This window comes from Pirellulales bacterium, from assembly GCA_035499655.1.
GTDB lineage: Bacteria > Planctomycetota > Planctomycetia > Pirellulales > JADZDJ01 > DATJYL01.
This window is the reverse complement of sequence record DATJYL010000067.1, coordinates 1-6,553: the sequence shown is the minus strand read 5'-3', so window position 1 is coordinate 6,553 and position 6,553 is coordinate 1. Positions and strand designations below refer to the sequence as shown.

At 58.6% G+C, this 6,553-nt stretch carries 7 protein-coding genes; 3 read left to right on the top strand and 4 right to left on the bottom strand.

The annotated features are described in order from the left end of the window. The 3 genes from VMJ32_04970 to VMJ32_04960 all read left to right on the top strand — a co-directional run. Positions 1-364 (top strand): tyrosine-type recombinase/integrase (locus VMJ32_04970; GenBank protein ID HTQ38354.1); only part of this gene is annotated, 364 nt, incomplete at its 5' end. Positions 365-494: 130 nt separating this feature from the next. Continuing rightward, a complete protein-coding gene (locus VMJ32_04965; GenBank protein ID HTQ38353.1) occupies positions 495-1,778 on the top strand; it encodes a dihydroorotase in 1,284 nt (427 codons plus the stop codon). Positions 1,779-1,811: 33 nt separating this feature from the next. Beyond that, positions 1,812-2,393 (top strand): NYN domain-containing protein, encoded by a 582-nt coding sequence (locus tag VMJ32_04960; GenBank protein HTQ38352.1) that lies wholly within the window; start codon positions 1,812-1,814, stop codon positions 2,391-2,393. A 16-nt stretch (positions 2,394-2,409) separates the two neighbouring features. Here the strand turns inward: VMJ32_04960 and VMJ32_04955 are convergent, their stop codons facing one another. The 4 genes from VMJ32_04955 to VMJ32_04940 all read right to left on the bottom strand — a co-directional run. Further along, on the bottom strand, positions 2,410-3,726 hold the full coding sequence (locus VMJ32_04955) for a glycosyltransferase (protein ID HTQ38351.1): 1,317 nt from the start codon (positions 3,724-3,726) through the stop codon (positions 2,410-2,412). 145 nt (positions 3,727-3,871) lie between these two features. Beyond that, positions 3,872-4,465: a peptidylprolyl isomerase gene (locus tag VMJ32_04950; protein HTQ38350.1), complete on the bottom strand. Its 594-nt coding sequence runs from the start codon at positions 4,463-4,465 to the stop codon at positions 3,872-3,874. Between the two features lie 155 nt (positions 4,466-4,620). Continuing rightward, entirely contained in the window at positions 4,621-5,736 is a 1,116-nt protein-coding gene (locus tag VMJ32_04945) for a PilT/PilU family type 4a pilus ATPase (GenBank protein ID HTQ38349.1), read from the bottom strand. An 80-nt stretch (positions 5,737-5,816) separates the two neighbouring features. Beyond that, positions 5,817-6,553: PQQ-binding-like beta-propeller repeat protein (locus VMJ32_04940; protein ID HTQ38348.1), on the bottom strand; the 737-nt coding region annotated here is incomplete at its 5' end.

Below are 6,553 nucleotides of genomic sequence, written 5' to 3'. Positions count from 1 at the left end.
GTGGTTGCCTGATGCCCTGGCGGAGAAATACCCCCGTGCGGGAGAGGAATTCGGCTGGCAATGGGTATTTCCGGCGCGAGGGCTATCGACCGATCCGCGCAGCGGAGTAATTCGGCGGCATCATCAACACGAAGTGGGGGTGCAACGTGCCACCAAGACAGCGGCGCGGCTGGCGCAGATCGACAAGCCAGCCACACCCCACACACTTCGCCACTGCTTTGCGACTCATTTGTTGGAGGGCGGCGCCGACATCCGGACCGTCCAGGAATTATTGGGCCATGCTGATGTGAGCACCACGATGATTTATACTCATGTATTGAACCGGCCGGGCGTGGGTGTACGCAGTCCGCTGGATATGCTATGACTCAGTGCTGGGCATCGTGCTGGGCGCATCCCTAGACCATCTTCTTTCTTAAAAGGCTGTTGCTGAACCGAGGTTTCGGCTCGGCAGGAGCCTCGCCCTCCCAGGTTTTGAATTCGCCTGTAAAAACTGCATGCCTGCCATTCTCATTCAAAACGGTCGGGTGATTGATCCCAGTCAGGGGATCGATCGGGTTACGAATTTGCTGCTGCGCGATGGGAAAGTCGCCGGGTACGATGTACCGCCTAACGGGCAGGACCGGATTATCAACGCCGTGGGCAAAATCGTTTCGCCGGGGCTGATCGACATGCACGTACACTTGCGTGAGCCGGGGCGCGAGGAAGACGAGACCATTGCTACGGGCACGGCGGCGGCGCTGGCCGGGGGGTTCACCTCGATTGCGTGCATGCCCAATACCGATCCGCCCATCGACACGCAGGCCAGTGTGGAATTCATTCAGCAACAGGCGGCCCGGGCCGATAACTGCAACGTGTACGTGGTGGCCTGCGTCAGTAAAAACCGGGAAGGGAAGGAACTGGCGGAACTCGGCCAACTGGTGCAGGCCGGAGCGGTCGGATTCAGCGACGATGGCGCTCCAGTACACGATGCGGAGCTGATGCGCCGCGCCTTCGAATACTGCCTGATGTTCGACAAGCCGATTTTGAACCATGCTGAAGTGCGCGAACTGACCCGCGGCGGAGTGATGCACGAAGGATTAGCGTCCTTGCAGTTAGGTCTGCCCGGCATGCCCGGCGCGGCAGAAGACGCCATGGTAGCCCGCGATATTGTATTGGCGGAAGCCACCGGCGGGCGAATTCACGTGATGCACGTATCCAGCGGGGGCAGTGTGGAAATCATTCGCCGGGCCAAGCTGCGCGAGGTTCGCGTCACCACCGAAATTTGCCCGCACCATTTTACATTGACCGACGAGTGCCTGCGGAGTTTCGACAGCAATTTCAAAATGAGCCCGCCGCTGCGCAGCCTGCGCGATGTGGAAAAGTGCCTGGCCGGGCTGGCCGACGGTACGATTGACGTCATTTGCACCGATCACGCGCCCCACGCCCCGGAGAAAAAAATGCGGGAGCTGGATCAGGCACCGTTCGGCATTCTGGGCCTGGAAACGTGCCTGGGCTTGGTGATTACCAAACTGATCGAGCCGGGCGTGCTCGATTGGCCCACGGCCCTGGCGAAAATGACGATCAATCCGGCCGACGTGCTCGGCATTCCCAAAGGGACGCTGGCCGTGGGGGCGGACGCCGACGTGACGATTATTGATCCGGCGGCGCGGTGGACCGTCGATCCACACCGCTTCCAATCCAAGAGCGTGAACACGCCGTTCACCGGCTGGCAGTTGCACGGACGGGCGGACACCGTAATTGTCGGCGGCCACGTGAAGTTTGAAGCGACCGGGAAATGACCAATGTCCAAGCACCAATGACCAATAGGTGCCGTGTGGTTGACCGCCTTCGTTCGTCATTGGGATTTGGTCATTGGTCATTTATTCACCACCATGTCTTTACTCATCGACGGGTACAATTTGCTCAACTCCACCGGGATTCCTTCGCGGGGAAAGGGGCCGGGAAACTTGGAGCGGGCCAGGCAGGCCCTACTTAATACGCTTGTCGAATCACTGCCCGAGGATGAAGTGGCGCGGACTATTGTGGTGTTCGATGCTTCCGAATCGCCGTGGGGAGTGGCGCGCGAGACGAATCATCGTGGCATTCGGGTCATGTTCGCAGCGAAAGAGGACGATGCGGACAGCGTGATCGAACGGCTGATTTCCGCGGACAGCGCCCCCAAGCGGCTGACCGTGGTTTCCAGCGATCACCGCTTGCAAAAGGCGGCCCATCGGCGGCGTGCGGCAGCGGTGGATAGCGACGTGTGGTTTACCCAACTGCTGCGCGACCGTGCCGCGCGATTGAACTTGCAAAGACCCGACGCCCATCCGACGGTTGACGTTCCCAAACCGGACGGGCCGCTTTCGCCCGGCGAGGTGGAGCATTGGCTGCGTCAGTTCGGGTTGGACCAATAGCTGGAGGGGGGCTAATTCAAGCGGACGTCGCCAAGCGGTATTGATTTCGCCAACTGGCCAAGTACTCGTTGATCGGTTGCCAAACCTGCGCGGGTTGAAAATGTTGGCGGGCGTAGTTGATTGCGGCGGCTTCAAGTTGTTGCCGTTGTCGTGAATCAGTCAGCAGTTGCACGACGGGGGTGATAAAATCCGCCGGTTCCTGGGCTACCAGAAACGCACTTCCGGCGCCCGGTTCCAGACCTTGTGCCGCGATCGGGCTGGCCACCACCGCTTTGCCGTGCGACAAGGCCTCGACCATCTTGATTTTCAGGCCGCTGCCGGTCCACACCGGGCAGACCATGACCGCCGGACCGCAGTACATATCTTCCATCCGCGGGACAACACCGCGCAGCACGATCCGGCGATCTTGGTCGGCAGCTTGCCTGACTTTCGCACGTTCGCAAATTCCGCCCACGATTTGAAATTTGGAAAAGGGACACCGGGAACGAACTTCCGGCCAGGCATGCTTTAGAAAGCTCATTAAATTGACTTCGTTCATGAAATACGCGCTGCCCACGAAACCAATGTCGGAACCGTAACAGGGCTGCGGAGCAACTTCCACAACATGCCCCATCCTGATGACGGTGCGGTCGGGAAACATGGCTTGGAATATCTCCCGTTCCTGATCTTGGATGGCCACAATGACGTCGAAGGAATCCAACATTTGCCGTTCTGTTTCCCAAGTCAGACGGTCTTCCGTCGGCAAACCGGCGGCCCGCAAGGTGGCGTCGCGCAGATGCAATACGTCGTGCGTATCAACCAGCCGCAGCACGTGGGGATTTTTTTCCGGCGGGGGCGCCGCGGCAGAGATAAAGCTGTGATTGATCCACAACATATTGGAGCCGGTGCGGCGCAACAAATCGGAAATCTGCTCCGGCACATCTCCGCTTCGCCGGCGGCGATCGGAAAGAAATCTGGAAAACCGCGATTTGCGCGGACGAGTGAGCCGTTCCCACTTGAGCGACGTCACGGATGTGGAGCGGTTTCCCGCCATGTGGACTTGATGAAACGACGCCACCTGGGAACGAAGCTTATCCAGCGGCAAGCGTTCGAAAAGTTTGCGTGTCAGATGGGCAAAATGGACGTCGATGCCGGACACGCGAAACCAACGCAACACTTGCGCAACCCGGGCATCGCTGCCGAATACCCGTTCGCCCGGGTAATAGTACGAGACGAACAACACGGCATCCATAAAAGAAATGGTCGAATCGGAAGGAAGAAAGCGCCCCTGACAATAACTTCCGTGGCACTGACCGGGGTTGATCCACAACGAAGCGGCCCTATTTCTAGCCATCGCGGCTTCCCGGCTCAAGCTCAAGCCGAGAAGCGGCAAACTTCTCATCCCGAGAATCGCGGTAAACGCATGATAGCTGTGCCAGCAGCGGAGTTTTTGCATCGGGCGGCAGACCGTGCGATGCGAATTCCGATCGCTGGGTTGTTTACTTCACTTCGCCGCAATCGGCAACCACAATTTTAGCGCTGGTGTGGCCTTCCGGCGCGGAACCGTACGATTCGATTTTTTTCACCACGTCCATGCCGTCGACCACTTTGCCGAATACGACGTGGCGACCGTCGAGGTAATCGTTTTTCACCGTCGAGATGAAAAACTGCGAGCCGTTGGTGTTGGGACCGGCGTTGGCCATGCTCACGTCGCCCGGGCCGGTATGGTGGAGGGTAAAGTTTTCATCGTCGAACTTTTCGCCGTAGATCGATTTACCACCATAGCCATCGCCGCTGGTGATGTCTCCGCCCTGGCACATGAAACCGGGAATGACGCGGTGGAACGGGCTGCCCTTGTAGCCAAAGCCTTTTTCGCCGGTGCACAGTTCGCGGAAATTTTCGGCGGTTTTGGGGACCACGTCGGAACGCAGCTCGATGACGATGCGTCCCAGTTTTTTGCCATCGGCCGTGATGTCCAGGTAAACTTTCGGCAGCTTTTTGTCCTCGGATTTCTTGTCGTCGGCTGCCCGCAGCAGCGATGTGCAAGCCAAGCCCAAAACCGAACAGGCGATGAAGGTTTTGCGCGAAATCATGATCTTCTCCGTAATGTGAGTGTGGTGAAGCGAACGGTTCCAACTGTCTTCGTTCGTCTTCCGCAAAAGTTCGCTGCATTTTATCGAATGAATTGTGGCAAACAAGCAGGGGCATCAAGCGGCGGAGACTCGATTCAATTCTCCAATAGCCACTGCTAGCTGTGCATTTTGGAAATGAGTGTGTCGGCCTTGACTTCAATGCCGTGCAAGCGCGAGCGCAGTGCGCCCGGATGCGGGGCGAATTGTTCGGCGGTGTGGGCGTCGAGCCAATCTTCCTGTACCAAGCGGTACAGGCTGCCGTTGAAATCGTGCATGCCTTCTTCGCCGGAGCTGGTCAAAATGGCGGGGAGTTCCTCATCATGCCCATCGCGAATGCGCTCCGCCACGGTGCTGTTGTTCAGCAGCACTTCGGTCGCCGGCACGCGCAGCACGCCGGGTTTGATCGAGGGAACTAACCGCTGGGCGGCCACCGCCCGCAGGCTGGCGGCCAGGCTGGTGCGAATGAAGTGATGATCTTTGGCGTCGAAAAACTCCAGCATGCGGGCGAAAGCCTGCATGGTGTCGGCGCTGTGCAGCGTGACAAACACCAGGTGGCCGGTTTCGGCCGCCTGAATGCCGGCCAAAATGGTTTCTCGATCGCGCAGCTCGCCGATCATCATCACGTCGGGGTCTTGACGCACGGCGCTGCGCAGGGCCGTGGGAAAATCGGGCACGTCGATGCCGATTTCGCGCTGGCTGAAATACGATTGCTTCGGGCGAAACGCATATTCCACCGGGTCTTCAATCGTTAGGATGTTGCACTGCCGATGCTGGTTGATGTGTTCCAACATGGCGGCCAGCGTTGACGATTTACCGCTGCCGGTGACGCCGCAAATAATGATCAGACCGTCGTGCGCATCAGTCGTGAACTGTTCGTACACTTTCGGCAAACGCAGTTCCTCAAAACTGGGCACTTGCGGATTCACACGGCGAATGGCCGCATGCAGCGCGCCGCCGGAGTGAAACACGCTGCAGCGGAATCGCTCGCCGGCTTCCAAGTGGAAAGAAAAATCGACTCCGCCCGCCGTTTCGACTCGGCTGCGCAGTTTTTCCGGCACCAGCGGCCACAGCAACTGCTGCGTATCGTCGGGCGTGAGGACGGCGGCATCGACGTGCAACAGCTTGGATGCGATGCGAAAAATGGGCGCCGATCCAACCTTGATGTGCAGGTCGGAAGCTTGCGATTCCTTCATCTTCTGCAGCAACCGCTGAATTGTGAGTGCCGTGGGCATGGAAATGGCTTCTATGCAAACGAGGAACCGTGAACACGAGGCATCCCCGGGCATTACTTTACCATAACCAGCGGCTCGCTTCACGGTGCCGATGCCGTCTGCGCCGCAAGCGGAAGTTCGTAACAGGCCATTTCGTCGCCGTTCCGGACGAAAAGTTTCCCCTCAGCAATGGTGGGATGATTCCACGTTTTCCCTTCGATCGCCTGGAACCGGGCCACCTCGTCCAGTTTATCACGATTGGGCGAAACCAAAATGACCTCGCCCGTTTCGGACGTCACCACCAGCAGCGGTTGATCGGGCAGCAACAACACCTGGCCGGAGCCGTAACGGCCTCCCTTCCAATGCCGCTTGCCAGTCTCCAAATCGACGCAGCAAAACACGTTGTCATCAAAGCCGTAAATGCAACCGTCGTACACGACGTAATCGTTCAGCGTCAGTTTCAGCGCCTTCGAATCCCACCGCTGCGCCGGCGACCAGTGATCGCCATCTTGCGTGAGCTTGACAAGTTGGATGCCGTTTTCCGATTGCAGCAGCAACTGATTGCCGCCGACTTCTTGCGGCTGCTTAATCGGCACAAATGCAGCGGAGGCAGACGGCCGCTGCCACAACAGTTTGCCCGTCGCAGGGTCCAGGGCGATCAATCCGGCGCTCGAATGCATCAGCAATTGCGTTTGTCCGCCGATCGACGCCAATTGCGGCGAGCTGTAGCCGTCTTTTCCGGCCGCGTAGGTCCAGGCCCGCTCGCCATTGCTAGCGCGATAAGCCAACAACCCTTTGCCATGGTCGCCGCCGGCAAACACAATCACCAAATCGTCGA

What these genes read in the sequence shown, in the direction of transcription:
- VMJ32_04965 (HTQ38353.1), top strand. Translation starts at nt 495, where the DNA reads ATGCCTGCCATTCTCATTCAAAACGGTCGGGTGATTGATCCCAGTCAG.
- VMJ32_04955 (HTQ38351.1), bottom strand. Translation starts at nt 3,726, where the DNA reads ATGGCTAGAAATAGGGCCGCTTCGTTGTGGATCAACCCCGGTCAGTGC.
- VMJ32_04950 (HTQ38350.1), bottom strand. Translation starts at nt 4,465, where the DNA reads ATGATTTCGCGCAAAACCTTCATCGCCTGTTCGGTTTTGGGCTTGGCT.
- VMJ32_04945 (HTQ38349.1), bottom strand. Translation starts at nt 5,736, where the DNA reads ATGCCCACGGCACTCACAATTCAGCGGTTGCTGCAGAAGATGAAGGAA.